Below are 26,168 nucleotides of genomic sequence, written 5' to 3'. Positions count from 1 at the left end.
CCTCCATCCATATATTAATGTAATGGTCGCCCGACTTGCTCGAACCCGACGCATGCAGTACCTATGAGAATCATGAAAACACCCATGCCCAGACCGGAAATATCCGCGGTACCAATCGTCGGTCCGAACGGAATCGAAGACGTCAGACTCCGGGTGGGCGACAGGACATGGCATCTCTGGGGCCGTCAGGGCAGAAAACGGGAAGCGGATTTGGCCCGAAGCGTGCCGGACGATCACGCCGTGGTGCTCATGGGAACGGGCCTCGGCCTGTGTGCAAGGGCACTTGCAAAGCGGGGAATCCCCGTGGCCATAGTGGACAGGTTTCCGGAAATCCGGTGCGCGGCAGGAATGTCGGGCCAAATCAACGGGGCCCTGCTTGTTGACGATCCAAGCCCGGCCCAAACGCTTGAAAGGCTTTTGCACTGGAAGGGACAGCACCCGGGCCGTCCGATCCGGATACTTCGAATCCCGGTCTATCTCCGACTGGATCGGGACTATTGCGAAGCCGTTGCCGTGGCTCTGGAACAAGAGAGCAGAACGGATTTATGGCAAGCCCTCGACTACCCGAAATTCCAATCCGCCCGGCCACGCATTCTGTTCTTCGATTCCGGATATTTTCTCTGCAATGAAATACGGGCCGCCCTGACGCGCATGGGCGCGGATTTCATCCCGCTGGACATCAGCGGTCAGACCACGGGCAGTACCGAATTCATCGAAACACTGTTGCACGCCACTCTCGAAGGCAAACCCGATTTCGCGCTCACCGTGAACCACTTCGGCATGGACCGGGAAGGCCGTCTGGCCGAGCTGCTTCAGCGCATGCACCTGCCTCTGGCCTCATGGTTCGTGGACAATCCCCATCTGATCCTGCACCGTTATGCCCACCCGGCGCAGGACAACACGATCCTGTTCACGTTCGACGCAGGCAACCTCGACACCTTGCGCAACCAGGGATTCCCCAACGTGCACTATCTGCCGCTGGCAACGGACCCGCAACGATTCCGGCCGGGGCTCGCCGATTCCGCTCCCGACGAATGGACAGCGGACATTTCCTTTGTAGGCAATTCCATGACCGGAGCCATAGCCAACAGTCTTGAACAGGCCCGACTTCCCCGCCCAATGCAAAAGGAGCTGCCGCACGTGGCGGCTTCATTCGGCCAGTCCGGTGAGGTGGACGTGGAATCCCACATGGCCGGGCACTTCCCCGCATGGAAAAGCCATGTGGACAGCCTTGCAAACGATCCCGAACGCCAACTGGCCACGATTTCCCTCGTGACATGGGAAGCAACGCGCCAGTACCGGCTTTCCTGCGTACGGGAAATCCAGCCCTTTTCCCCATTGATCGTGGGCGACCCGGGCTGGGATTCGCAACTTTCCGGCACTCACTGGCGCAGGCTCGATTATCTGGACTACTATGCCGACCTGCCCCGCTTCTACCCTCGGTCGCAGATCAGCTTCAACTGTACCAGCCGCCAGATGAAAGGGGCAGTGAACCAGCGGATCTTCGATGTCCCGGCCTGCGGCGGCTTCGTGCTCACGGACCGCAGGGAACAACTCGAAGACCTGTTCGAGCCGGAAACCGAATCCGTTGCCTACGAAAATCCGGAACAGATTTCGCCTCAGATTCAACGCCTTCTTGCGGACAAGGCGTTGAGAAAACGTATTTCCCGCGCAGCAAGAAAACGCATTCTGGCCGAGCACACATATGAGCACAGACTTGCCCGGCTCATATCCGTCATGCGCCAAACGTGCCTTTAGGAGACAATCATGTCCCTCTTTTTTCTTGACATTCTGGACGAAGACCTCAAACGGTCCGTTCTGGCCTCAGGACAGGGACGGCGGCATCTGCTGGAAACCGGAAACAAAATTCTGAACCGGGCCAGTACAGCCGGAGAACACACGCGAGCACTTCTGGGATTGGGACTGGACATGCTGCTCGCCGCGTGGGAACTGGCTCCGCTGGACGGCGTACTGGCCAATCATCTGCTGTCACTGCACCGCTCCCTTCCGTTCCTCGACCGGGAGTCACTTGCTGCGATCACGGCTTCGGCAACCAGTTTTCAAACTCCGGACTCACTGGAAAAGTTGCGCGCCCTGACCGATCAACGTGACTATGCCGGGCTGGAAGCCTTCCTTGCTCAAGGGTACACGACAGAGCCGGACAATCTTTTCTGGATCGGACAAATGCTTGACCTGGCCGCACTCATGAATTCCGAATCCATTTGGGATGCCGCTCTGAACGCGTCATGGCCCAACGCCTTGCAACCGCACAAATTCCGTTTTTCCGGGGATCGGGCATTTCTGAACAAGGACCACGAAACCGCGTTGAAGCTTTATGCCCAGGCTCAGGGCGGTCCGGCCCGTCTACGCCTTGCGGCCTGTCTTCTTGCAAACAGCAAGCAGCCCCGGGCTCTGGAAATCCTGCGAAACGAAATCCGACGCAGACCCTGGCAGGTCAACACGACCCTGACCGCCCATGATCTGATCACGGGCATGGACCAAGCCGATTCACAACTCCCCGGGAGCGTCTGCGTCCAGCTCTACACGTTCAACAAGGCCGACGATCTGAACAACACTCTGACGGCACTGGCCCCAAGCCTTGCCGACAACATGTCGGTAACAGTGCTGAACAACGGCAGCACCGATCACACGGACGACATCCTTCACGTCTGGAAGGATCGCATGGGCGACAGACTTTCCCTATTGACCATGCCGGCAAACATCGGTGCGCCCGCAGCCCGCAACTGGCTCAAGCACCTCCCTGCCTCCGGGGAATTCGACTATGTGGCCTATCTGGATGACGATGCCCTGCTTCCCGAAGACTGGCAGAAGCACCTTCACACAGCGGTACGGGCATATCCCGAGGCCGGCGTCTGGGGTTGTCGAGTGACGGACGCCTCCCACCCGAACCTGATTCAACACGCCGACCTGCACCTCAAGGATGCCGGGAAACCGGATGAGACACACCGGGGCTTTGCGTTCGCATTTTACGATGCCTGCAATCAGGATATGGATTTCTGCCAATTTTCATACACCCGGCCATGCCACTCGGTCACTGGATGCTTCCACCTGTTTCGAGGCCGCGATCTAACCGAAGGGCCGGACTTTGATCTCAGGTTCTCTCCAAGCCAATTCGACGACCTCGACCACGACCTGCAACTTTGCCTGCAAGGCAAGGCTCCGGTATACCACGGCCATCTTTGCGTACGCCACTGCTGCAAAAGCGGCCGCCTGACTCTGGCCGCCCCGGCAGCCAGGGGAAACATGTCCGGCAACGTCCTCAAGCTGGAAACCAAGTACGAGCGCGCTGAATTCCTGCGACTCCTGCAAGCCGACACCCTGCGCATGGAAACCGACTTTCGGCGCAAGGCGCAACTCCTTGCCGACACAAAGGATTCGTCCCGATAGTGCCCGGCCGGGCAAATCCCGCCACTTCCCTTGTCCCGGTCCGGGATATTCCTCTTGCGCCCCTGCTCCGGCAGTCCGTATTCCCTTGTTTTTTCATTCAACTATCCCAGTCTGTTCAAAAAAAAAAAAAAAACATTTCCAGCCTAAAGTTTTTTCCTCCACGGACGATGAGTTAGGCAAATGGTGATAGGTCTGCCCGGCGAAAACCATTCGGGCGACTAAACAAGGCAAGGATGCCGAACCACTTTCAAGGAGGAAACTATGGCCCTCGTTATTAACCACAACCTCATGGCCATGAATGCCGCGGCCAACCTGTCCAAGTCGTACGACGCACTTGGCGTGTCCACTCGCCGCCTGTCTTCTGGTCTTCGTGTCGGCACGGCTGCGGACGATGCCGCAGGTCTGGCCATTCGCGAGCTCATGCGTGCGGACGTCCGCTCCCTGCAGCAGGGCATCCGTAACGCCAACGACGGCATTTCCCTGATCCAGACTGCGGACGGCGCGCTTTCCGTCATCGACGAAAAGCTCATCCGCATGAAGGAACTGGCGCAGCAGGCCGCAACGGGTACCTACAGCTCGGATCAGCGCCTGATCATCGACTCCGAATATCAGGCCATGGCTTCGGAAATCACCCGAATTGCCAACTCCACGGACTTCAACGGCGTCTACCTGCTGAACGGCGCCCTGTCCGGCGAGAATTCCGCGCACAACGGCGCTGGCCTGAAGTCCACCGGTCCGGTCAAGGTCCACTTCGGTACCGGCAATGACTCGTCCGAGGACTACTACTACATCTCCATCAACAACTCCTCGGCCTCCGCACTGGGCCTCGGCCAGTCCGCCGCGGCCAAGGGTGGAACCGGCGAAGCCGCCAATGCGGGCAAGTCCATCTCCACCCAGGCGCTGGCACAGGCCTCCCTTGACGCGATCAACGACGCCATCGTGTCCAAGGACAAGATTCGTGCAAACCTCGGTGCGCTCCAGAACCGTCTGGAAAACACCGTCACGGTTCTGGGCATCCAGGCCGAGAACGTCCAGGCATCGGAATCCCGAATCTCCGACGTGGACGTGGCCACCGAGATGACCGAATTCGTGCGCAACCAGATTCTGACCCAGTCCGCCGTGTCCATGCTGGCTCAGGCCAACTCCCTGCCGAGAATGGCTCTGTCCCTCATCGGCTAGGGGTGACAATCAGCGCGGAGGGGAAACCGCACGCACAGGCCGGACCGCATCGCGGTCCGGCCTCTTTTTCATGGCATCCTGCTTGCATTTTCACCGGTGACCTAAAGTAACCGGAAAAAAATTCCGAAACAGGAAGTAGCCATGGCTGACTACACATCAGGACAAGTCAACTTCGCGGGTCTGGGCAACGGCACGGACTTCAACGCACTCATCGAGGGTCTCGTCGATGTCGAGATGGCCCGCGTCCGCCGTTTGGAGACATGGAAATCCTCGTGGGAAACGAAAAACGAGGAATTCAAGACTCTCAACACCAAGATGCTGTCCATGAAGACCACGCTGGAATCCATGGATACCATGAACGAATTTCTTGCCAAATCCGTTTCCACCACGGACTCCAAGCTGCTCACGGCCACGGCGAACAGCGATATTCAGGAAGCGGCCTACAACATCGAAATCGGTAGCCTCGCCACCAACGACATCCTTGCCACGGCATCCGGCACCAGTGCCCTGACCGATTCGATCACCTCCAGCACCACGAATTTCACATTTTCCTATGCCGGAGAGTCCTACACCCTGAGCAACATCTCCGCGGGCACCACGCTGGAAGGCCTGGTCAGCTACATCAACCACCACGCGGAATCCAAGGACAAGGTTCGTGCGAGCACCATATTCGACGGCAACACGTACCATCTGCAGATTGCCGGCAGGGACCTCGGCGCAGACAATCAGGTAATTATTTCCGACACCGGTTCCATGATCTTCAAGCCCTCGGATTTCAACGAATCCCAGAACGCGGGCAATGCCAAAATCAAGGTCAACGGCTTTCCCCCGGGTGCGGATGAATGGCTTGAACGCGACTCCAACCAGATCAAGGACGCGGTCGACGGTCTGACCCTGAACCTCAAGAACGCGGAACCCGGAACCCAAGTAACGTTGACTGTTTCCACGGACACGAACAAGATCAAGGAAAACGTCCATAAATTCGTGGAGGCCGTGAACATTGTCCGAACACAGTTGCAGAAGATCACCAAGATCGACACCTCCACCAAGGAAGTGCAGGGGTCCATCCTGTCCGGCAACTACGGCGTGGACATCATCGGCCAGAATCTCAAGAACATCGTGGCCGACGTGGGCAAGGGCTTCGAATTCTACAACGACAAGACAAAGAGCGGCGACCTCTATTCCGCCCTGTCCCAGATCGGCATTCACACCGATCCTCAGGAAGGTTCGGAAACATACGGCCTGCTCAAGATCGATGACGAGGAGCTGGACAAGGCGCTCAAGGAAAATCCCACGGAGGTTGCCAAGCTGTTTGCGGCTTCGGACCTCGGCGAAAGCCATTCCCCGGACATGACCTTCATGGGGTCCATCAAGGGCACCACCAAACCCGGGGTGTACGACGTGCAGATCCAGACCAGCGGTGCAGGCATTTCCACGGCCACCATCAACGGTCATCCGGCCAAGGTTTCCGGGTGGTACATCACGGGCATTCCGGGAACGGATGCGGCAGGTATTTCCATACGTCTGGACAACCGCACCGCAAACGCCAGCTACTCCGGCAAGGTCACCCTCAAGCAGGGCAAGACCGGGGAACTGATCGACGAACTCAAGGAACTGACCAAACCGTTCAACAAGCACACCCATCAGGGCGGCCCCCTCGCAGTTCTTCAGGAGAACTACGGGGATATCATGGATGGTATTGACGACAAGATCGATTACGAGAACACTCGGATCGACCGCATGGAGCGCAACCTGCGCCTGAAGTTCGCCCGTCTCGACGCGCTGCTGGGCCAGTACGACCAGAAAATGGCGTCACTGAACGCACAGATGGCCCAGCTGATGAAATCATAATTCAGAAGGAGAGTAAGAATGGCCAATCCAGCCAAGGCATATCTCGCGACCCAGGTGGAAACCACCACCCAGGGAGAACTGCTCATCATGCTCTATGACGCGGCTATCAAATTCCTGAAGCGCGCGAAAATGGAGATGGAGAACCGGGATTTTGCCAAGAAAGGCATCTACATTTCCAAGGCCATGGCCATCATCCACGAACTGGCCGAATGCCTGAACCGGGAAAAGGGTGGAGAAATCACGCCCAAGCTGAGCCAGCTCTATTTCTTCTGCACCACGCACCTGACCAAGGCCAACATCCGCATGGACACCAAAATGATCGATGACGTCATCAAGATCATGCAAGGCCTCAGGTCCGCCTACGCCCAAATCGTGCCCCAGCACGAAGGTACTGCTCCGGCCGCAAAGCCGCAGGCGCGTTCCATACCGCAAATCCCGAGGCCGCAGGCTGTTCCCGGCGCATCCGTCCCCACTCCGCCGACAGGCATGGCCCGGCCCAAGATGCCGACGCCCCCCCGTCCCGCGCAGAGTACGGTACGGCCTCCTGCCGAACAGCAGACCGCAAACCCCGCCCCGGAAGCTGCCGCAGCAGCTCCGGAATCGGCCCCGGCACCCAAGCCGACACCACAGCCAGTGCAACCGCCCAAACGCCCGCTCATGAATGCAACGCGACTCAGGGCGAGAAATGCCTATGGCTCCAACCGATAGCCAATCAAAGGGAGCGGTCTGAATCCAGGCCGCTCCCTTTTTCCGTGACGCGGAGTTCCCGACTGGAGCAACCTCGTTCATCCCCCGGAACACATTTACAATATTTCCCGACTGTGGCACCTTCCTGACATGCCTGAAACCCGCGTCCGCGTCCTGCATATCGTCAATGCTCTGGGGCTGGGCGGCACGGAAAAGGTGATGCAGCTTTTTGCCACGCACCTGAACCCGAGCCGCTTTCATGTCGCTGCATTCGCCTTTCAGGACGGACAACGCGGCCCGCAGTTGCGAAAGGCAGGCATCCCCACCCATGTCACCGACGATCTGCTGGGCGTACTCGATACGTTTCGCCCGCACGTGGTGCATGTGCACAGGGCGGGCTGGCCCGAGCCGAACCTGCTTCGCCCCCTGCGCATGGCCGGGGTGCCCGTGGTGGTGGAGACCAACGTCTTCGGCAGGCACGATCCCAGTCCGCACGCGGCAGTCATCGACCGAACCCTGTTCGTTTCCCGATTCTGCCTGAACCGATTTCATGCAACCACGGGAATACCGGAGAATCCGGACAGATATTCCTTCCTGTACAACCCGGTCGACACGGATTTTCTTTCATCGGCCTCATGCAGGGACCGGGACTTTTCCCGCGCCGTGATCGGACGCATCTCCCGCGCAGATCCGGGCAAATGGTCCCGGATGGCTCTGGATATCCTGCCCCTGCTGGCTCACGACCTGCCCGACTTCCGATGCCGCATCATCGGAGGCATTCCCGAAGCCGTGCGCTTCGTGGCGGAAAACAATCTGGAAAACCATGTCGCCTTTCTGCCCGCGATCTCCACGGATGCGGAGATCGCGGACTTCATGAACTCGATTTCCGTGCTGGCCCATGCCAACGACACCGGGGAATCCTTCGGGCTCGTCATTGCCGAGGCCATGGCCTGCGGCCTGCCCGTTGTCACGCATCCCTGCCCGGGCCTGCGGGACAATGCCCAGCTCGAACTGGTGGACCACGGCGAAACCGGACTTGTGGCAAACACGGCCGAAGAGTATGCCAAAGCTGTTGTCCGGCTGCTGTCCCACCCTGAAGAAGCCCGGCGCATGGGACGCAACGGACAGGAAAAGGCATCGCGACTCTACCGCGTCCAGACCGTGACGCGCCAACTGGAATCCATCTACGGCGAACTGCTCGCCGCCAAAGGAATACACGCATGAATCTCGACCTGATCAACGAATACACACGCCAGGTTCTCGCCTTCGACTGGAAGAACAAGCAATCCGAAACTGCCGAGTCGGATACGCCGGATCAGGAAACCCTGAACCGCCATGCGTCCCGAGCTGCCAGACTCGTGGAAAAACGGGGGGCCTCGGCTCTGGTGCTCTTCGGACTGGGATCGGGCTGTCTGGCCAACCGCCTTGCCCAAACCCTGCCCGAAGAAATGCCCATCATCGTCTGCGAGCTGCTGCCGCAACGGGTTCGGGAAGTGCACGACTCCATGCTCCTCGACACCCGGGTCACCGTGCTGACGGACACCTCGGCATGGGCGCACCTGCTCCTGCTTGCCCAATGCGGCATCACCACGGAAAACGCGGTCCTGATCCTGAACCCCGAACCCGATCAGGTTGAACGCACCCGATATCAGGCCATGCAGCGCGCCTTTTCCGCGGCCCGGTCGCATCTTGCCCTGAACAGCTCTCTGCTCAGCCACGTATCGGTGCAGGCCCCGGATTTGAGCGTAGGCGCAATCCTCAGCCCGGATGAACCGAATCTCGACGACTACTTTGCCCAGTTCCCGGACTGGGTCAGGGAAATCGTGGTAATCTGGGACGCGGAACAGATTCCGGACAGGGAATTTTCCTGCGCCGCGCCGATCCGACATCTGGCTCATCCTCTGGACGACTTTGCTTCCCAGCGAAACCGGATGCTGGACGAATGCGCCGGGGAATGGGTGCTCTATCTGGACGGCGACGAATGTTTCAGCCCGGACGCATGGGACCTGCTCACGGCCCTGCTTCTGGTGAAACGCCTTCAGGCCTGCTATTTCCCGCGCATGACCCTGTATCCGGATGAAACCCGCACCAAGGTGGGATACGGTCTCTGGCCCGATCTCCAGCTCAGGCTCTTTCGCAACGCCCCGGGCATCCGATTCGAACGCCCGGTGCATGAACGGCTGACCAACGTGACAGGCCGCACTGCCATTGCCGTGGACGCCCCCATTCTCCACTACAGCCGAATACGCAAAAGCCCGGAACAGCTCGCGGCCAAGCTCAGTCGCTTTGATCAGGCTGGGGGAAATTCCGTGCATCACGTGCTCAACCCGGACTATCCTTCGCTAAAGCGCGCCAGTCTGGCAGAAGCCTCCTTTATTTCCGGGGCGTTGCAACTGCTCCTGCTTGAAGAAAATCCATCCGGGGTCTAGTCTTTCCTCACCACGTCGCGCCCGGTCGAAACCGCTCCATCCCGACCGGGCCAGACAGGCGGGACGCGTTGCGCACCGCTTGATTCTTACGTACAAAATGGATAGGAGCTTTCCACTGGACCAATCGAACCCAAGGAAACGCAATGCGTATTATCTGCCCTGAATGCCAATTCACCCGGGAAGTGGATGAAACCAGGATTCCGGCCCGGGCACAAATAGCCACCTGCCCCAAGTGCAAGGTGAAATTCCAGTTCCGCGAGTTGCCTGAAGAGGAGTTTGCGGAAACGGAATCCGTTGAACCGGAAACGCCGACCACGGCCGCGGCTTCCGAACCGGAAACCGCACCGGAAACCACCCCGGAAATCGAACCGGAAACAGTCCGGCCTCCGGAATCCGAAACAATTCCCGAGAAGCCGAAACAGCAGGAAAGTCCGAAAAACGAAACTCCGGCCTTTCCCGATCTGGACAACGGCTCGGAACCGCATCACGAGGAAATCTGGGACAAGCTGGGCGGCATGACGCCCCCGGACAGCGGCGAACAGGAGCCCCGGGCCGCCATGGCCGACGAATACGAACCCGAACTGGACTCCAGCTTCGGCCCTCGCGAACCCAAGGTGCTGCCGCCGTTCGAGGACATGGAGCACTACGGTTTCTTCCCGGGATTCATCCAGACCCTGAAGCGCATCCTGATGAGTCCGGCCCTGTTCTTCGAGGTCATGCCCCTTGGCAAGGGCCTTGCCCGGCCCATGGTCTTCGCCATTCTGGTGGCCATGATCTACAATGTGGCCCAGTTCTTCTGGGGCATGGGCGGCCTGACCGCCTCCTGGGACATGACGGCTGCGGACGGCGACATCCGCGACCTTGCGGGCGGTGCTGTCCTGCTCATGATGCTCTTCTATCCCCTGTTCGTGGTCATGGCTGTGTTCGTCTCCGCCGGAGTGCACCATCTCCTGCTCCGCACACTCAAGGCGGCGGACAGCGGATTCGAAGCCACGTTCCGCGCGGAAGCCTATGCCAGCGCGCCCATGATCCTCGGCCTGTTCCCCATGCCCACCTCGGAAGTCGAACTTGCCTGGAGCGTCCTCGTGCTTCTTTGGGGTTCCGCCCTTTCCGTGATAGGCTGGTCCAGACTGCACCGGACCTCCATAGCCAAGGCCGCGATTGCCGCGGCTCTGCCTCTGGTTCTCGGGCTGGCCGCGTTTTTCGCGTCCGGCGGCGGCAACCTGACCATGATGTAACCCCGGAAAAGCCATGCTCGACCGGCTCAAGAACATGGTCCAGTCCTGGAAGGCCAAACGCAGGCTGGAAAAGGAACTGGACCCGGCGAACTTTCAGAGGATGGCCAGGGAACTTCGGGACCTGGCCGTCCTCGCCTCGCAGGTATGCCCTCCGGGCATGGACGTTCAGCACCGCATCAAGAGCATCACCGTGGAAATGGAACGCCTGAAGCAGTTGGCCGCCGCCCCCGAGTTCCGCAAGCTCTCCACGGGCCGAAAACTCCTGCTCAAGCAGGGGTTGACCCAATCCCGGAAACAACTTCTCGAAAGCATCGAATCCGCTCCTTCCCCCACCGAAACCCTGCAATAACCGCACAGTCTGCGGCACGCATATTGCTTTTGCCATTCCGAAGAACCGCGTCCGTCGAAGATTTGGCGGCCGCCTGCGAACACTGCAACCGCAATCCGGTGTGACACCATGAAAAAAGCCATAATTTTCGGAATGTTGCTTTTATTGACAGCCTGTGCCTACGTGGACCCGTCCATAACCGACCAGACCAGAATCTATTACGACTCGCCCGTCAGGAAATCCGCACTGCAGGTCACGCTGCATCCCAGAGCAAAACAGTACCGGCCCCTGACCGCGTATTTCCCGCCGTTCGTCGTCCAACAGGAAACCCCGGACTATGATCATCTGGGCCTGACCTTTGGCAGCATATTCCAGCATGCATGGCTTGAGGAACGACTCTTTCCGATCATGGAACCCGGACAAAATCAGCGCTACAGCGGCCTGCAGGCATCTCTGCGTCAGGCCCGGGACCGAGGCGCCGACCTGCTGATCCTCGGCATGGTTCCCTATTTCTATGCAGGCCATACCGTGGATGACACAGCCATCACCATTCAGATCAACATCTACAGCGCCAGCAACGGCATGCTTCTCTGGTCCATGGCCCAATCCGGGCGCATCGAGGAAAAGCAGCCGGACGATTACATCTACTTTCGTCACGAATACCGGCTGCCCACAGCCCCGTTCAACAAGATCATCCGCTCCATAGCCAAGGACATGGCAGTCCCGCTCAAAAGCTGGCTGCCCTCTCCGGACACGCCCCATCCCTTTGCCGAAACCCGCACCCAGATGGTGCAGGCCCTGAGCACGCCGCCGAGCGCAACATCACAAGTTGCCCAACCCGCGAACCAGATGGCTGAAGGAGTCGAAATTCCGGCCCAGTCCGCTCCGGACTCGCCCTTGCCGGCACAGGGAGAGGAAATCACGGCCGAAGCCGAACAGACTATCCGACCGGAAACACCGGCCGTGAATCTGGACATCCGCTTCGACTTCGACAAAAGCGTGATCAAGCCGGAATCCCATTCCCTGCTGGACAGCCTTGGCCAGGCCCTGACCAGCCCGGAACTCAAGGGCAGAAAGATCATCATTGCCGGACACACCGACTCGGTGGGCGACGCCAAATACAACATGCGACTCTCCCAATCCCGGGCCCGGGCAGTGAAGCAGTATCTTGTAGACAAGTTCAAGATCGCCCCCTCGCTCATCGAAACCGCAGGCTACGGCGATTCCCGCCCCATTGCCACCGAGGGGACGACAGAAGGACGGCAGAAAAACCGAAGGGTTGAAATCCGACTATCTCAGTAGAGAATTATCTTGACAACTTGAGAACAATTCCTAAAGAATGCAATGAAGAAAAAGGGGCGCAGCTTGCCCCTTTTTTCATCTTTTACACCACCCTCATTGTGTGGTACCCCAAAGCCCTCACATACTTTAACGAGGTTTCATTCATGATAGGCATTTCCAAGCTTTACTGTGGCGCGGTGGAACCCTCGGACGCGCTCCGTTACGGCCGCGAATCCGGGCAGCTCCCCTCCCATCTGCTGCAATTTTCCAAAGACAAGAAGCCGGTAGTGGTCTGGAACATGACCCAGCGGTGCAACCTCAAGTGCGTCCACTGCTACGCGCAGGCTGTGGACCCCAGCGGTCACAAGGACCCGATCTCCACGGAAAAGGCCAAGGAAATGATCAATGACCTGGCCGCGTTCGGCGCTCCGGTCATGCTGTTTTCCGGCGGCGAACCCCTGGTGCGCGAAGACCTGGTCGAACTGGCCAAGCACGCCACTTCCAAGGGAATGCGTGCGGTCATCTCCACCAACGGCACCCTGATCACCAAGAAGAAAGCCAAGGAACTCAAGGAAGTGGGCCTTTCCTACGTGGGCATTTCCCTTGACGGCGCCGAAGAGGTGCACGACCAGTTCCGCGGGGTGAAGGGCTCCTACAAGAAGGCGCTTCAGGGCGTGGAGAACTGTCAGGCCGAAGGCCTCAAGGTCGGCCTGCGCTTCACCATCAACAAGCGCAACGCTCAGGAAATTCCGCATCTGTTCGACCTCATCGAGCAGCGCGACATTCCCCGCATCTGTTTCTACCATCTGGTCTACTCCGGCCGCGGCTCCGAACTCATCAAGGAGGATCTGGGCCACGAGGAGACCCGCAAGGTCGTGGACCTGATCATGGATCGCACCCGCGCTCTGCATGACATGGGCAAGCCCAAGGAAGTCCTGACCGTGGACAACCACGCGGACGGACCCTACGTCTACTTCCGCATGCTCAAGGAAGACCCCAAACGCGCCGCCGAAGTGCTGGAACTGCTCAAGATGAACGAGGGCAATTCCTCGGGTCGCGGCATCGGCTGCATCTCCTGGGACGGCAAGGTGCACGCCGACCAGTTCATGCGCCACCACACCTTCGGCAACGTGCTGGAACGCCCGTTCTCCGAAATCTGGACCGACAAGAACATCGAACTGCTGAACAAGCTCAAGGACAAGCGGCCGCACGTCACCGGCCGTTGCGCCAAATGTCGCTTCCTGAACATCTGCGGCGGCAACTTCCGTGCCCGTGCCGAAGCCTACTATGATGATTTCTGGGCTCCGGACCCGGCCTGCTATCTCACTGACGAGGAAATCTCCGGCGAGCCCCTGTAGGCGGCCCGCTGAAAAAATACGAATTCAGGTTGCCCGAAATGGCGAGACGCACGGCGTTATAGAAAAGAATCCATGGCCGACGCGCATGAACAATTCGCGTCGGGATGGATTTTTTTCATGACGCGGCAGATCACCCTTTTCCAGCAATCTCCAAGGAGCCCCCATGATTCCCTTTGAATTCCACCGCGGTCGCCGCCTGCGCTCCGGCGCGACCCTCCGCGAACTTGTCCGCGAAAACGAGATCCGGCCTCAGGACCTGATCATGCCCTACTTCGTGGTCGAGACCGACGACGAGGATTTCCGGAAACCGATCACGTCCATGCCCGGCCAGTACCAGCTTTCCCTGAAGCAACTGGAGAAGCAGGTGGCTCAGGCCGTGGACCTCGACCTCAAGTCCCTGATCCTGTTCGGCATTCCTGCGGAAAAGGACGAGACAGGCTCTCAGGCCTACGCCGATGACGGCATCGTCCAGAAGGCGATCCGCATGATCAAGGACAAGTGGCCCGAACTGGTCGTCATCGCGGACACCTGTCTCTGCGAATACACCTCGCACGGCCATTGCGGCCTGATCAAGAACGGCGAGGTCATGAACGACCCCACCCTGAACCTGCTGGCCCGTGCCGCTCTGGCTCAGGTACGCGCAGGCGCGGACATGGTGGCCCCCTCGGACATGATGGACGGACGCGTTGCCGCAATCCGCGCCATGCTGGACGAGGAAGGGTTCGTCAACACCCCGATCATGAGCTACGCCGTGAAATACGCGTCCGCATTCTACGGCCCGTTCCGCGAGGCGGCCGAGTCCACCCCGCAGTTCGGCGACCGCAAGGCGTACCAGATGGACCCGGCCAACGGCCGCGAAGCCATGCGTGAAGCCGCCGCCGACCTTGAGGAAGGCGCGGACATCATCATGGTCAAGCCCGGCATGCCCTATCTGGACGTGATCCGGCAGGTGCGCGATTCCTTCGACTGCCCGGTGGCCGCCTATCAGGTCAGCGGCGAATACAGCCTGATCAAGGCCGCAGCAGCCAACGGCTGGGTGGACGAACAGGCCGTGGTCATGGAATCCCTCGTGGCGTTCAAGCGCGCCGGATGCGATTTGATCATCACCTACTTTACCGAAGACGTCCTCAGGACGCTGGGCAGATAGCCATGCAAGGACACCCCAAAGGACATCCGGGCGGCTGCCCGCCCGAAGGACACCCCGGCGGCCATCCCGGAGCCGAGACGCCCCCCCGGAAAACCCTTGAGGACGGCAGCCCGATCTGCCGCCTCATCGCGTGGGAAGTGACGCGCTCCTGCAACCTCGCCTGCAAGCACTGCCGGGCCGAGGCACATCCCGAACCGTACGAAGGCGAGCTTTCCACCGAGGAAGCCAAGGCGCTTATCGACACCTTTCCGGACGTTGGCAGCCCGATCATCATCTTCACGGGCGGCGAGCCCATGATGCGTGCCGACGTGTACGAGCTGGTCGCCTATGCCAAGACCAGGGGGCTCCGCTGCGTCATGGCGCCCAACGGCACCCTGATCACGCCGGAAACCGCGCAGATGATGAAGGAAGCCGGCATTGAACGCTGCTCCATCTCCATCGACGCGCCCGAGGCAACCCAGCACGACGAATTCCGCGGGGAAAAAGGTGCATTCGACGCGTCCATGCGCGGCATCCAGTACCTCAAGGACGCGGGCATCGAGTTCCAGATCAACACCACGGTCACCAAGCACAACCTGCCGCTGTTCAAGGACATCTTCCAGCTCTGCGAACGCATCGGGGCCGCGGCGTGGCACATCTTCCTGCTTGTGCCCACGGGCCGGGCCGTGGAACTGGGAACCGAAGTCATCTCGGCCCAGGAATACGAGGATGTGCTCAACTGGTTCTACGATTTCCGCAAGACCACGAACATGCAGCTCAAGGCCACCTGCGCCCCGCACTATCACCGCATCCTGCGGCAGCGGGCCAAGGAGGAAGGCATTCCCGTGAACTTCGAGAACTTCGGACTGGATGCGGTCAGCCGAGGCTGTCTGGGCGGCGTGGGCTTCTGTTTCATCTCCCATCGCGGTCAGGTCCAGCCCTGCGGCTATCTGGAACTGGATTGCGGCAATGTCCGCGAAACCCCGTTTCCGGAAATCTGGCGCAACTCCGAACAATTCCAGAACCTGCGCAATCCCGAAGTCTATGTCGGCAAGTGCGGACACTGCGAATACGAACGGGTCTGCGGCGGATGCCGCGCCCGCGCCCAAACCATGAACGGCAACTATCTGGCTGAAGAGCCCCTGTGCTCCTACACGCCGAAGAAGAAGCCTCGGAGCTAGCCCGATGGACAGCTTTGACAAGCAGATTCTCGACATCATCCAGTCGCATTTTCCTCTGGTCTCCCGCCCCTATGCCGAGGTCGGCAAACAGGTGGGCCTGTCCGAGGAGGAAGTGCTGAATCGCGTGCGCGCCCTCAAGGAATCCGGCCTGATCCGCCGCATGGGCGCGAACTTCCAGTCCAAGAAGCTGGGCTGGCAGTCCACCTTGTGTGCGGCCTCGGTTCCCGAGGACAAACTGGACGAATTCGTGGCCGAAGTGAATCGCCATGACGGGGTCACGCACAATTATCTGCGGGAAAACGAGTTCAATGTCTGGTTCGCGCTCATCGCCCCGGACATGGACGCCGTGGAAGCGATTCTGGCCGAGATCACGAATGAAACCGGAATAAAGGTGCTGAACCTCCCGGCAAGCAGAATGTTCAAGATCAAGGTCGACTTCAAGATGGACAAATAACGGATCCCCCGCTTTCGACGATCAAATGCAACGGCCGCGCCTTCCTGCGCGGCCGTTTTTCTTTTCTATATCCGCAAAACAATATCCTTTTATCCTTAACAGCCTGACATTCAACCATAAATATGGTACATGCGCATTCGTCTGTTTTACTATCACACGTTCTTCACGAGGGGAGGAATGCATGTCCAAATTCGCCAGCATGTTGTCCAAACAGATCTGCCTGGCTCTCCTGACGCTGGTAGCCGCCGTACTGATCATCGTTGCAGGTTACCGGGGCATCTCGGTTCTCAGCGCAAGCCTCGACGACTTCGCTCACTGGACCACCATTGACGCGACCATGCGGCAGGGGGTGGTGAATCACCTGCTTCAGGCCACCACGCGCATCGGTGCCTACATGAAGACCCCAACCAGGGAAAACTACGAGGCATACGATCAGGCCATGAAGGACACGCGCGGCGGTCTGGATGACTGGGTCGACAAGACCAGGGGCGAAGACAAGCTCCTTGCCGCCTCGGGTCCGATTTCCGCCCGGATCAACGCCATTGCCGTGGCCATGAGCAAGTATCGCACCGTGCAGCAGACCAAGAGCAAGGCGCTCAAGGATGCGGATACCGTGGCCGCGCTCCTGAACTCCGAGCTGCGTCAGGCCGTGACCATGGTCATCGTGCCGGAACGCCAGGCCGCGGAATCCCGGGGCAACGCCAAGGCCGTCAGCGAATGGAACGCCATGCATGTCGTTCTTGGCGAAAAGGTCATGCTGCCGCTCCAGAAACTGATCATGGCCATGCATGAATTCGGCCTGACCTCGGACAAGTTCCTGCTCAGGGAAACCGGAATGCAACTTTCCCAGATCGAAAGCGGACTGTACGAATGGGAAGAGCTTGCCAAGCGGAATCAGGAGCTTGCCGACACTGCGGGCTATGCCTACGGCAGTCTGGCCCAGATCAAGGTGCTGGCAAAGGTGCTGCGCAATTGCGCAGACAAGGAAGCCGAGACACGGGAAATCCTGCAGCACAATACCGTTGCCGTAACCACGGTGGTGGATCAGCTCATCAAGGAAAACATTGTTCCGGCCAAGCAGGCCGCGGTTGACAATGCCGCGAGAGCCCGCACCGAATCCCTGACCGCCATGACCGTAACCGCAGTGGTTGCCGCCGGACTGACTCTGATCGTATCCCTGATTTTCGCCCTGCGCCTGTCCCGCGCCCTGCGCAGGGTGAGCCGTTTTGCGGACTCGGTTGCCAAGGGCGATCTCGAAGCCACCCTCGAAACACGGCGCAAGGACGAAATCGGCCAGATTTGCCGCTCCCTGAGCGCCATTCCCGTCACCCTGCGCGACGTGCTCGGCGACTTCGAGGACATTGCCTCCAGGGTCGAAAGCGGTGACCTGCAAGCCCGCGCCGACCATGGCAAATACGAAGGCGCCTATGCCGACCTCATGACCAATGCCAACCGGCTCGCCGATTCCATGGTCTCCATATTCGACAGCCTGCCCCTGCCCGTGATCACGATAGACAGGGAAATGTCCCTGCTCTACATGAACCAGGCGGCCCGGGACGTGGCAGATGCAAACGAGGATTTTCAGGGCACGGCCTGCTTCGAACACTTCAGCGCTTCCGGGTGCAACAGCGACGAATGCCCCTGCCGCATCGCCATGGAAACCGGAGAGCCGACACGGGCCTCGTCCCTGACCATTGCCGGAGGACGGGATTTCGAAATGGACTTTCTGGCCCTGCCCGTACGCGACGAACGCGGAAACATCGCAGGCGCAATCAAGATTTTCATGGACCAGACCGGCATCAAACGCGCCCAGCAGCGCATGCACACCTCTGCGCAGCAGGCCGAACAGATCGTGGCCAGCCTGTCCGCGGCAGCCGACGAACTCGCGGCCCAGATGGAACAGGTCAAGACCGGTTCCGGCCAGCAGAAAGGCATGAGCGCGGAAGCAGCCACGGCCATGAGCCAGATGAACGCCACCGTGCTGGAGATCGCGCGCAATGCATCCGACGCCGCGGAAAACACGTCCGATGCCCGCGAGCATGCCTCGGTAGGCGGCTCCGTGGTGCAGCAGGTGGTGGATTCCATCCAGACCGTGCACACCCGGGCCGAGGAGATGAATCAGAGCATGCAGGAACTCGAAGGCACGGTGAAAGGCATCGGCGAGGTCATGCGCGTGATCAGCGACATCGCGGACCAGACCAACCTTCTTGCCCTGAACGCGGCCATCGAGGCGGCACGGGCCGGAGACGCTGGCAGAGGCTTTGCCGTGGTGGCGGACGAAGTGCGCAAGCTCGCGGAAAAGACCATGAATGCCACAGACGAAGTGGACAAGGCCATTCGGTCCATCCAGGCCGGGGCCGCAAAGAACAGCGAAGCCATGCGCAACGCGTCCAGAGCCGTGAATGACACGACGCACCTTGCGGACAAGGCCGGGGAAGCGCTCGCGTCCATAGTCCTGATCGTGGAATCCACGGATGATCAGGTGCACAGCATTGCCACGGCGGCCGAGGAACAGTCCGCCACCAGCGAACAGGTTTCCAGCACCGTGGAATCCGTGGACGAACTGGCAACCGAAATGGACGAGGCCATGAGCCAGTCCGCGTCCGCAGTGGCGGAACTTGCGAGGCTCGCCATGGAGGTCAAAAGTCTGGTGGACGATCTCAAGGCGTGATCCCCGACTTGCCCATCCCGGAAAAAATCACTACAAAACCGTTGCCGCGACTGGTACGCGCGGCAACGGTTTTTTCTTTCACGCAAACAATCGGAGCAGATCATGATCCTGTCCCCGTCCATGTTGTCCTCGGATTTCACCAACATGGAAGCCGAACTCAAGGCATTGGAAGCCGCCGGACTCGAATGGGTGCACCTCGACGTCATGGACGGCGTGTTCGTGCCCAACATCACCTTTGGCCCGCCCATCATCAAGGCCATGCGCCGGAAGTCGAACCTGTTCTTCGACTGTCATCTGATGATTGTCGATCCGGGCCGGTACATTGAAGCGTTCGCCGAGGCCGGGGCCGATCTGATCTGCGTGCACGCCGAGGCCTGCGATCATCTGGAACGTGTCTGCGCCCAGATTGCGGACGCGGGCTGCAAGCCTGCCGTGGCCCTGAATCCGCACACCCCGCTGGAAGTGGTGAAATATCTGCTGCCCCAGTTGCACATGGTGCTGATCATGTCCGTGAACCCGGGGTTCGGCGGCCAGAAGTTCATTCCCTTCTGCATGGACAAGGTGCGCGACCTCAAGGCCATGATCACCGAAGCCGAAACCGACACCCTGATTCAGGTGGACGGCGGCTGCACCCCGGAAAACGCCAAAGCCCTGACCGAGGCAGGCGCGGACGTGCTCGTGTCCGGTTCCGCATTCTTCAAGTTCCCGCCCTACGGCGAACGCCACCGGATATTTCAGGACGCCGTGAAATAACGCGTCCCCCCTTGAATGAAACAGGCCGGATTTCCTTGGGAAGTCCGGCCTTTCTTTTGTGTGAAAACCGTCTGTTCCGGGGCTGATTTCTTTACACGAATCGTGCGGCATGGCACTGTACCGGCGGACAGTCCCCCCGACATCACTACTGAAAAACATGGAGTTGCCATGCATACCAAATCCCTTGTCCGCTCCCACGACGCAACCGAACTGTTTCTGCGCAGGGATCTGACCGACAATGCCCGCGCCGTGTTCGTGCTGGTCCACGGTCTGGGCGAGCACTGCGAACGCTACGACTACGTGACCGAACAGCTCAATGCGTTCGGCTACAACGTATACCGCTTCGACCACAGAGGCCATGGCCGTTCCGGTGGCGCACGCGGCTACCTTGCGGACTTCAACGAATTCATCGACGACACCCATCTGATGGTGCGTCTGGCGCAGGCCGAGAACCCGACCCTGCCCGTATTCATGCTCGGCCACAGCATGGGGGGATTCATCACTGCGGCCTACGGCGTGAAATACCCTGACGTGCTGCGCGGCCAGGTTCTCACAGGCCCGTGCATCACCCTGCTGCCCGCGTTCGCCCCGCTCAGGGACGAGGACATCGAACCGTTGGACTTCATGCCCAATGCCCTGTCCGACGTTATCTGCCGCGACAGGGGCGTGGTCGAGGACTACCAGACCGACCATCTCGTGCTCATGGACTTCACCAAACAGATGATGAAGGAAGTGTTCGTGAACGGCACGGACTGGCTCTGCGCCAACATCGCCCACTACCGCTATCCCTGCCTGATCATGCATGGCGAGGCCGATCAGATCGTGCCGGTGTCCAACTCCCACTATCTGCACGACAACGGCTCGTCCCCGGACAAGACCCTCAAGGTCTGGCCCGAACTGTTCCACGAGATTCTCAACGAACGCGAAGAAAAGGATCAGGTGCTGGCCGAAATCCGCACCTGGGCGGACGCTCGCATCTGACCTTGCGTCCTGAAGGACTTTCCGCGCGGCCCGGGCTTCGGCTCCAGGCCGCGCGTATTGACGCCCCTCGCGATCCGGCCTACACATCCCATTCGGTACGCCCCGAAAAACCAACGCCAACAACGGATTCACGCATCATGGCCCTTGTCAGTCTTCAGGACATTTCCGTCAATTTCACCGGCACCATCCTGCTGGATTCGGTGTCCCTGCACATCCAGCCCGGAGAACGGGTCTGCCTCATGGGCCGCAATGGCGAAGGCAAATCCACCCTGCTTGCCATTCTCAGCAGGCGGCTTGAACCTGATTCCGGTTCCGTGGACTATGCCAAGGGCACCCGGGCCGCGCTCCTGCCGCAGGAAGTGCCCGAAGGCATTGCCGGAACCGTGTATGAAGTCGTGGCGCAGGGGCTGGGAGTCATCGGTGAACAGCTTGCGGCCTATCACCATGCAGTCCGGGAACTGAGCGACTCCCTGCCCGGCGAGGACCGCGACAGGCTGGTGACCCGCATGGAACGCGCCCAGCACGCCCTAGAGAATGCTGGCGGCTGGGAACTGCACCAGACCGTGGAAACCGTGCTGTCCCATCTCAAGCTGAACGCGGACGACGATTTCGACTCGCTGTCCGGCGGGGTCAAGCGCAGGACGCTGCTGGCCCGCGCTCTGGTGTCCGGCCCGGACCTGCTGATTCTGGACGAGCCAACCAACCATCTGGACATCGAATCCATCACGTGGCTGGAAGATTTTCTGCTGCGCCACGTCAAGACCCTGCTCTTCGTGACGCACGACCGCGCCTTCATGCGCCGCATCGCCACGCGCATCGTGGAGCTGGACCGGGGCAACCTGTACAGCTGGGAGTGCGACTACGCCACCTATCTGGAACGCAAGGCCGCTGATCTGGATGCCGAGGCCAAGCAGAACCACAACTTCGACCGCAAGCTGGCCGAGGAGGAAGCGTGGATTCGTCAGGGCATCAAGGCTCGGCGCACCCGAAACATGGGCCGCGTGCGCGCGCTCATCCAGATGCGCGAAGATCGCAAGGCCCGGCGCGAACGCGTGGGCAACGCCTCCATGATCATTCAGGAAGCGGACCGCACCGGCAAACTCGTGGTGGAGGCCAAGGGCCTGAATCTGGCTTTTGACGGCAAATCCATCATCAAGGATTTTTCCACGGCCATCATGCGCGGCGACAAGGTCGGCCTGATCGGCCCGAACGGCGCGGGCAAGACCACCCTGCTCAAGGTACTGCTCGGTGATCTGAAGCCGGATTCCGGGTCCATCCGCCACGGCATGAACCTGCAGGTCAGCTATTTCGACCAGCTCCGGGAACAGTTGGACGAAACCAGATCAGCACGCGAAAACGTGGCTGGCGGCAACGACTTCGTATCCATCAACGACAACCGCATGCACGTGATGGGCTATCTCAAGAATTTCCTGTTCACCCCGGACCGCGCACAGGTCCCGGTATCCGTGCTCTCTGGCGGGGAACGCAACCGACTGCTTCTGGCCCGGCTCTTTACCCGGCCGTCCAACGTCCTTGTCATGGACGAACCCACAAACGATCTGGACGCCGAGACTCTGGACCTGCTGGAGGAACTGCTGCTGGACTATTCCGGCACCCTGCTTCTGGTCAGCCATGACCGCGAGTTCCTGAACAACGTGGTCACGTCCTCCATTGCCTTCGAAGGCAACGGAAGAATTGCGGAATACGTGGGCGGCTATGACGACTGGCTCCGCCAGCGGCCCGAACCGGAATCCCCGAAGCCTGCGAAAGCCAGAACGGAAAAGGCCGCGCCCAAACCTGCGAAAAAAAGCTCAGCTACAAGGAAAAATACGAACTGGAACAGCGGCAGGTGGAACTGGACGCCATGCCCGCGATCATTGAAAAGCTCGAAGCCGAGCTGGAAGAGCACCAGACATACATGACCACCCCGAAATTCTACACGGCAGACGGCGACACCATCGTGTCGGCGCAGGACAAGCTCGCCAAGCTGGAACGCGAACTCGAATCCGCGTATGCCCGATGGGAGGAACTGGAAGCCATGCTCAAGGGCGTCGAGCTGGAATAGCCCACAGCCCACCAGCGCGATGGCCACAAAACTTTTCTCTCCTTTTTCTGGTCGTCGAAGGCGAAACCAAAGGCCCGGGCAACATTCATTGCCCGGGCCTTCATTTCATTCAACACCGATAATTGCTGTTCCGGAAACCGCCTGTCAACGTATCCAGTCGTCGGAATCCTCGATGGGCGCGAATCCCCGGCGAATGGTATTTTCGCAGACCAGACGCGGATCAAGAAACTGGAGCAGATAATCCGGGCCGCCGGACTTGGAGCCCACCCCGGACATTTTGAATCCGCCAAAGGCATGCCGTTCCACAAGCGCGCCCACGGACGGCTTGTTCAGATACAGGTTGCCCACGCGGAATTCCCGGGAGGCACGCTCCAGATTGTTCGGGCTGCGGGAATAAATGGCGCCGGTCAGGGCGAACCGGGTGGAATTGGCCCATTCAAGAGCCTGATCCATGTCTTTGGCACGCATCACGGACAGCACCGGGCCGAACACCTCTTCCTGAGCAATGCGATGCCCGGGCAGAATGTTCTCCACGATGAGCAGCGGCACGTAACACCCGCTGACCCGCAACTCATCGGAAACCTCACGCCTGACCAGAACCGTGCCTTCCTCCTCGGCTATCCTGCCATAACGAAGCACGTTTTCCTGTGCGCCCTTGTCCACCACGGGCCCCATGTAGTTGGCCGGGTCCTCGGCAGGCCCCAACCTGATGGATCCGGCAGCCTCGCGCAACCGATGCACGAAGCGATCATAGATGGCATCCAGCACGATGACGCGTGAGCAGGCCGAACATTTCTGGCCCTGGAATCCGAATGCGGAATACAGCACCCCGAGCACGGCCTCGTCCAGATCAGCGTCATCGTCAATGATGATGGCGTTCTTGCCCCCCATTTCCGCGATGACCCGTTTGCACTGCTGCTGGCCGGGCTGGACCTTGGCCGCCTTTTCCTGAATGCGCAGCCCCACTTCCATGGACCCGGTAAAGGCGATGACCGCCACGTCCGGGTGCTCCACCAGATAGTCGCCCATGACCGATCCCCGGCCCGGGCAGTAGTTGAACACGCCGTCCGGCAACCCGGCCGCGCGAAAGGCCTGCACAAGACCGTAACCGACCACGGACGACAAACCTGCGGGCTTGTACACCACGGGACAGCCGCACACGATGGCCGCCGAAGTCATGCCCATGGAGATGGCAAGCGGGAAATTCCACGGCGCAATGACTGCGGCAACGCCCTTGCCCTGATAGAACAGTCTGCTCATCTCGCCGGGAGCGTTGCCCATGCGACGCGGCTCGCCCAGCCGGATCATTTCCCGGGCATAGTATTCCAGAAAATCGATGGCCTCGGCCACGTCGCCCTGCGCCTGATCCCACTGCTTGCCCACTTCCAGCACCTGAAGCGATGACAGTTCATGAATGTTGTCCTTGAGATACTGCGAGGCCTTGAGCAGATATTCGGCCCGCTCGCGGGGCGGCACGTCGCGCCACGTCAGGTAGGCCTTGGAGGCGACACGCACGGCCTCGTCCACTTCGTTCACGCCGGCCTGACAAACCGTACCGATGATCTCGGACGGATCAGCCGGATTGCAGGAAGCAATGGTGTCCGAAGTTTCCACTTCGCGTCCGCCAATGAACAGGGGATATTTCCTGCCGAGTCCCGCGCGGACCTGTTTCAGGCCCTCGACAAATCCCTCGCGCTGGGACGAAATGGTGAAATCCGCAGGAGGGAAATTGCGAAACGGACCTAGCACATCCTTCCTGCCACTGCTTTTTCGACAGGATACGGACAACTGGCGCTTGAGGGTTTCCTCGGGATTTTCCAGCAGCCGATCCATGTCGGCCTCGTCCGCAAAGGTCAGCTTGAGAAACGATTCGTTGGCCGTGTTCTCCAGCAGGCGGCGCACCAGATACGCCATGCCCGGAATCAGGTCGCCGTACGGGCAGTACAGCCGCACGCGTTTGGCGACCTTTTTCAAGCCCTTGCGCACAGGCTCGGCCATGCCGTAGAGCACCTGAAACTCATAGCGTTCCTCGGGCACATTCAGGGAACGAGCCATTTCCATGACTGCGGATATGGTGCGGATGTTGTGCGATGCGCACGCGAAATGGCAGATTTCATGATTTTCGAGAATCAGGTTGGCCACGCGCTCGTAGCAGATGTCGGACTCGGGCTTGTGGGTCCAGACCGGAATTTCCCAGCCGTTCTGCTTGGCCAGCACGGTTTCGTAATCCCAGTACGCGCCCTTGACCAGCCGTATGGACACGGGCAGTTTTTCCTCCCGCGCCCACGCCAGAAACGAGGCCACGTCGTCCGGCGTGCTCCGGAGATAGGCCTGAAACACGATGCCGAGATGCGGATAATCCGGATATTTGGTGCGCAGCCGCTTGTACAGCTCGATGGTGGGTTCCTTGTACTTGAGCTGCTCCATGTCGATGCACATGAAGCCGCCCATGTCCATGACCTTGCGATACACCGGCTCGATGCGGTCCATCATGCCCTGCACCGTGCCCTCCGGATCAACGGGCTTGGACTGGGAATAAAAGGCCGAAGGCTTGACCGCCACGTTGATTCCGGGCGCATGCCCCCAATCCAGATCATCCACACCGCCGTCCAGCGGCGGCCACTTGCGGAACTCCGCGTCCACCGCGTCCAGAATCTCCATGTATCCGTCGAGATAGGCCTGCGCCTCCTCCTCGCTCACCGTGGCCTCGCCCAGCAGGTCGAGCACGAACGCGAATCCGTCCTTGCGCAGCTTGCGAATGCCCTTGACCGCCTCCTTTCCATCCTCGCCGATGATGAACTGGCGGCCCATGCTCTCGATGTTGGAACGGATGGTCCTGTTCAGCACCCGGGCCACGAGTCCGCCGCCGATCTTGGTCTTGGTGGCACCCCACTTGAGCACGTCGGGAATGTTGTCCGCATCCTCGCCCGCAAAGTATTCCTCGATGTGACGGGACAGGGATTCCGACGTGTTCAGATAGGGCAGCACGTCCACGAACCGGAACATCTGGACCTTGAAGTCCTCGTTCTGCATGGCCCAGTCCATGACCTTGCCGGTCCACCACCCCTTGTTGAAGATGGAAGGGGATTCCCCGGAAATGGCCTTGAAGAATTCCTTGCCGCGCGCAATGATTCTGGAATCGAGTCCAGCAGTCTCAACGGTCATCGGTACCCTCTCT

20 protein-coding genes are annotated in these 26,168 nt (G+C 59.8%); 19 read left to right on the top strand and 1 reads right to left on the bottom strand.

The genetic code is table 11. The features are described 5' to 3' along the window. Positions 1–72: 72 nt before the first annotated feature. The 19 genes from MPN23_RS01065 to MPN23_RS17070 all read left to right on the top strand — a co-directional run bounded on the left by MPN23_RS01065 (position 73) and on the right by MPN23_RS17070 (position 22,990). Positions 73–1,758 carry a CgeB family protein gene (locus tag MPN23_RS01065; RefSeq protein ID WP_243545620.1) on the top strand — a complete coding sequence of 562 codons (1,686 nt, stop codon included), beginning with the start codon at positions 73–75 and terminating at the stop codon, positions 1,756–1,758. Between the two features lie 9 nt (positions 1,759–1,767). Next, on the top strand, positions 1,768–3,408 hold the full coding sequence (locus tag MPN23_RS01060; RefSeq protein ID WP_243545619.1) for a glycosyltransferase family A protein: 1,641 nt from the start codon (positions 1,768–1,770) through the stop codon (positions 3,406–3,408). 261 nt (positions 3,409–3,669) lie between these two features. Next, on the top strand, positions 3,670–4,587 hold the full coding sequence (locus MPN23_RS01055) for a flagellin N-terminal helical domain-containing protein (protein ID WP_243545618.1): 918 nt from the start codon (positions 3,670–3,672) through the stop codon (positions 4,585–4,587). Between the two features lie 141 nt (positions 4,588–4,728). After that, a complete protein-coding gene (gene fliD / locus MPN23_RS01050) occupies positions 4,729–6,438 on the top strand; it encodes a flagellar filament capping protein FliD (RefSeq protein ID WP_243545617.1) in 1,710 nt (569 codons plus the stop codon). Between the two features lie 18 nt (positions 6,439–6,456). Beyond that, a complete protein-coding gene (gene fliS, locus MPN23_RS01045) occupies positions 6,457–7,146 on the top strand; it encodes a flagellar export chaperone FliS (protein ID WP_243545616.1) in 690 nt (229 codons plus the stop codon). A 129-nt stretch (positions 7,147–7,275) separates the two neighbouring features. After that, positions 7,276–8,349 (top strand): glycosyltransferase family 4 protein, encoded by a 1,074-nt coding sequence (locus MPN23_RS01040; RefSeq protein WP_243545615.1) that lies wholly within the window; start codon positions 7,276–7,278, stop codon positions 8,347–8,349. Beyond that, entirely contained in the window at positions 8,346–9,554 is a 1,209-nt protein-coding gene (locus MPN23_RS01035) for a glycosyltransferase family protein (RefSeq protein WP_243545614.1), read from the top strand. Before MPN23_RS01040 ends, MPN23_RS01035 begins: the two co-directional genes overlap by 4 nt. Before the next feature lie 143 nt (positions 9,555–9,697). Continuing rightward, positions 9,698–10,792, top strand: coding sequence for a YIP1 family protein (locus MPN23_RS01030; RefSeq protein ID WP_243545613.1), 1,095 nt, complete (start codon positions 9,698–9,700; stop codon positions 10,790–10,792). 13 nt (positions 10,793–10,805) lie between these two features. Further along, on the top strand, positions 10,806–11,141 hold the full coding sequence (locus MPN23_RS01025; RefSeq protein WP_243545612.1) for a hypothetical protein: 336 nt from the start codon (positions 10,806–10,808) through the stop codon (positions 11,139–11,141). A gap of 108 nt (positions 11,142–11,249) precedes the next feature. After that, a complete protein-coding gene (locus tag MPN23_RS01020) occupies positions 11,250–12,422 on the top strand; it encodes an OmpA family protein (protein WP_243545611.1) in 1,173 nt (390 codons plus the stop codon). A 143-nt stretch (positions 12,423–12,565) separates the two neighbouring features. After that, the gene (gene ahbC, locus MPN23_RS01015) at positions 12,566–13,759 is read left to right on the top strand and encodes a 12,18-didecarboxysiroheme deacetylase (protein WP_243545610.1); all 1,194 of its coding nucleotides are present in this window, start codon (positions 12,566–12,568) and stop codon (positions 13,757–13,759) included. 163 nt (positions 13,760–13,922) lie between these two features. Then, positions 13,923–14,906: a porphobilinogen synthase gene (hemB, locus tag MPN23_RS01010; protein ID WP_243545609.1), complete on the top strand. Its 984-nt coding sequence runs from the start codon at positions 13,923–13,925 to the stop codon at positions 14,904–14,906. A 2-nt stretch (positions 14,907–14,908) separates the two neighbouring features. Beyond that, positions 14,909–16,066 carry a heme b synthase gene (gene ahbD, locus MPN23_RS01005; RefSeq protein ID WP_243545608.1) on the top strand — a complete coding sequence of 386 codons (1,158 nt, stop codon included), beginning with the start codon at positions 14,909–14,911 and terminating at the stop codon, positions 16,064–16,066. A gap of 4 nt (positions 16,067–16,070) precedes the next feature. Next, positions 16,071–16,520: a siroheme decarboxylase subunit alpha gene (ahbA, locus tag MPN23_RS01000; RefSeq protein WP_243545607.1), complete on the top strand. Its 450-nt coding sequence runs from the start codon at positions 16,071–16,073 to the stop codon at positions 16,518–16,520. 181 nt (positions 16,521–16,701) lie between these two features. After that, on the top strand, positions 16,702–19,191 hold the full coding sequence (locus tag MPN23_RS00995) for a methyl-accepting chemotaxis protein (RefSeq protein WP_243545606.1): 2,490 nt from the start codon (positions 16,702–16,704) through the stop codon (positions 19,189–19,191). A gap of 102 nt (positions 19,192–19,293) precedes the next feature. Beyond that, positions 19,294–19,944, top strand: coding sequence for a ribulose-phosphate 3-epimerase (rpe, locus tag MPN23_RS00990; protein ID WP_243545605.1), 651 nt, complete (start codon positions 19,294–19,296; stop codon positions 19,942–19,944). 168 nt (positions 19,945–20,112) lie between these two features. Further along, the gene (locus MPN23_RS00985; protein ID WP_243545604.1) at positions 20,113–20,925 is read left to right on the top strand and encodes an alpha/beta hydrolase; all 813 of its coding nucleotides are present in this window, start codon (positions 20,113–20,115) and stop codon (positions 20,923–20,925) included. Positions 20,926–21,062: 137 nt separating this feature from the next. Further along, a complete protein-coding gene (locus MPN23_RS00980; RefSeq protein ID WP_341540088.1) occupies positions 21,063–22,847 on the top strand; it encodes an ATP-binding cassette domain-containing protein in 1,785 nt (594 codons plus the stop codon). Further along, entirely contained in the window at positions 22,790–22,990 is a 201-nt protein-coding gene (locus tag MPN23_RS17070; RefSeq protein WP_341540087.1) for a hypothetical protein, read from the top strand. Before MPN23_RS00980 ends, MPN23_RS17070 begins: the two co-directional genes overlap by 58 nt. A gap of 144 nt (positions 22,991–23,134) precedes the next feature. Here the strand turns inward: MPN23_RS17070 and MPN23_RS00975 are convergent, their stop codons facing one another. Beyond that, a complete protein-coding gene (locus MPN23_RS00975; RefSeq protein ID WP_243545603.1) occupies positions 23,135–26,155 on the bottom strand; it encodes a proline dehydrogenase family protein in 3,021 nt (1,006 codons plus the stop codon). Positions 26,156–26,168: the final 13 nt, after the last annotated feature.

The sequence above is a fragment of the Pseudodesulfovibrio tunisiensis genome (genome assembly GCF_022809775.1).
GTDB classification, from domain to species: domain Bacteria; phylum Desulfobacterota; class Desulfovibrionia; order Desulfovibrionales; family Desulfovibrionaceae; genus Pseudodesulfovibrio; species Pseudodesulfovibrio tunisiensis.
The sequence above is the reverse complement of the archived record's forward strand: the minus strand, read 5'-3'. Positions and strand labels throughout refer to the sequence as shown.